Raw genomic sequence first — 1,660 nt, 5'->3', positions numbered from 1 at the left:
AGCTCGTTGCCGTCGTCGTCGAGGATGTGAATCTCCGCGCCGGGCCAGGGCTTCCCGACAGACCCGGGATGTTCGAGCCACTCTTGTGGCCCGATCTTGGAGCCGCCGCCCTCGGTCGCAGCGTAATACTCGTGGATGACCGGGCCCCACCACTCGATCATCTGGTGCTTGAGCGGAACCGGGCACGGCGCGGCGGCATGGAGCACGTGGCGCAGGCTGGAAGTATCCGCTTTCTGCTTTACCTCGTCGGGAAGCTCCACGAGCCGGTGGAACATGGTCGGCACCATGTGGGTGCAGGTGACCTTTTGTTCTTCAATAAGGCGCAGTGCATCGGCCGGGTCCCACCTGTTCATTACGACGACGATCTGGCCCGTGTGGAGCGAAGCCAGCGCGAAGGCGCCGGGTGCTGTGTGATACAGGGGCCCTGGGGAGAGGTAGACTCCCTCGCCGAAGGGGATGCCGAAGAGCTGGAGCAACACCACATTGGCCTGCGAGCCTTCCTCGGGGCTCTCGTTGCCGATGGGACGGCGCACGCCCTTGGGGCGGCCCGTCGTGCCGGAGGTGTAGTTCATCATCTGGCCGGGGGCGCGCTCGTCGGGATCGGTATCGGGCTGGCCCTCGTAAAGCTCGACAAAGGGGCGAAACCCCGGAATTTCGCCCGTGGTGAACAGGCGCTCGGCCGGAAAGTTGAGCTCTTTAACTGCCTTGCCGCACTCGTCGGCAAATTCCCCGCCTGCGATGAGCACTTTGGCCTCGGAGTCCTCGACGATGTAGGCGATTTCTGGCCCGGTCAGGTGCCAGTTGATGGGCGTGAGATACATACCGAGCTGAAGAGTAGCGAGAATCGTCTCAAGCCAGGCGGGCTCGTTGGCCAGTACGATGGCGACGTTATCGCCCTTCTTCAGGCCCAGCGCCCGCAGACCGTGGGAGATCTGATTGACCCGCGCGCCGAGCTCCCCGTAGGTGATGCGCTCGCCGTCGGAAAAAATGAGCGCCGGGCGCTCGGGCGTCTTTTTGGCCCACTGCCAGAATCCGATCGTCGGCTCTTCGGCCATGGCTGAAACTCTCCTGCATGTGCGTGATGCCCGGCAGAGGGTAGGAGAGAGCCCCGGCTTTCGCAATTGCGGACGCGCGCCGCAAAATTTGCCCCTGCGGGCCTTTAGCGGCTAAATACGCCGGGCAGACAGGCAGCGCGCCGCATCCGGCCCGCGCCGCCCCCAGGAGGACGCACATGGAATTCACCGATCAGCTCAAGCAGCAGGCCACAGACCTGTTCAAGAGCGGGCTCCCCATTTCGAAGGTCTACTACGCCATGGAGCAGCAGGTGACCTACGGCGATCTCTGGCGCCTCAAGCGTGAACTGCCCGAGACCGGACCCGTCAGCAAGGCCACGAAGAAGCGCGGTGGCGGTGGTGGCGGCGGCGGCGGAGGCGGCGGCGGCGGCGGTGGAGGCGGTGGTCACCACTGAACCTCCCGAATCGATTCTGAAAGTGAAAAACCCCGGCCATCGGCCGGGGTTTCTTGTTGAGAGTGCTCCTAGAGGAGTTCGTCCCAGGCCTGCCGCTCAGGCGCGTAGGGGTCTTCGAGCACGCGGCATTCCTTGCCCAGTTCCATGGTTGCGCGCTTGTCTTTTTCGTAGGCGGGCCATTCGGGCAGGTCT

At 64.2% G+C, this 1,660-nt stretch carries 2 protein-coding genes; one reads left to right on the top strand and one right to left on the bottom strand.

Annotated elements, in window-relative coordinates; translation table 11 throughout:
- A partial coding sequence (locus KDH09_04390; GenBank protein MCB0218910.1) for an AMP-binding protein occupies positions 1-1,055 on the bottom strand: 1,055 nt, incomplete at its 3' end.
- Positions 1,056-1,231: 176 nt separating this feature from the next.
- Here KDH09_04390 and KDH09_04385 point away from each other — a divergent pair.
- Positions 1,232-1,468 carry a hypothetical protein gene (locus KDH09_04385; GenBank protein MCB0218909.1) on the top strand — a complete coding sequence of 79 codons (237 nt, stop codon included), beginning with the start codon at positions 1,232-1,234 and terminating at the stop codon, positions 1,466-1,468.
- Positions 1,469-1,660: the final 192 nt, after the last annotated feature.

This window comes from Chrysiogenia bacterium (assembly GCA_020434085.1).
Lineage (GTDB): Bacteria > JAGRBM01 > JAGRBM01 > JAGRBM01 > JAGRBM01 > JAGRBM01.
This window is presented reverse-complemented; position numbering and strand designations above follow the sequence as displayed.

Excerpts from the sequence above, each read along its gene's own strand:
- KDH09_04385 (MCB0218909.1), top strand. The coding sequence starts at position 1,232 with ATGGAATTCACCGATCAGCTCAAGCAGCAGGCCACAGACCTGTTCAAG.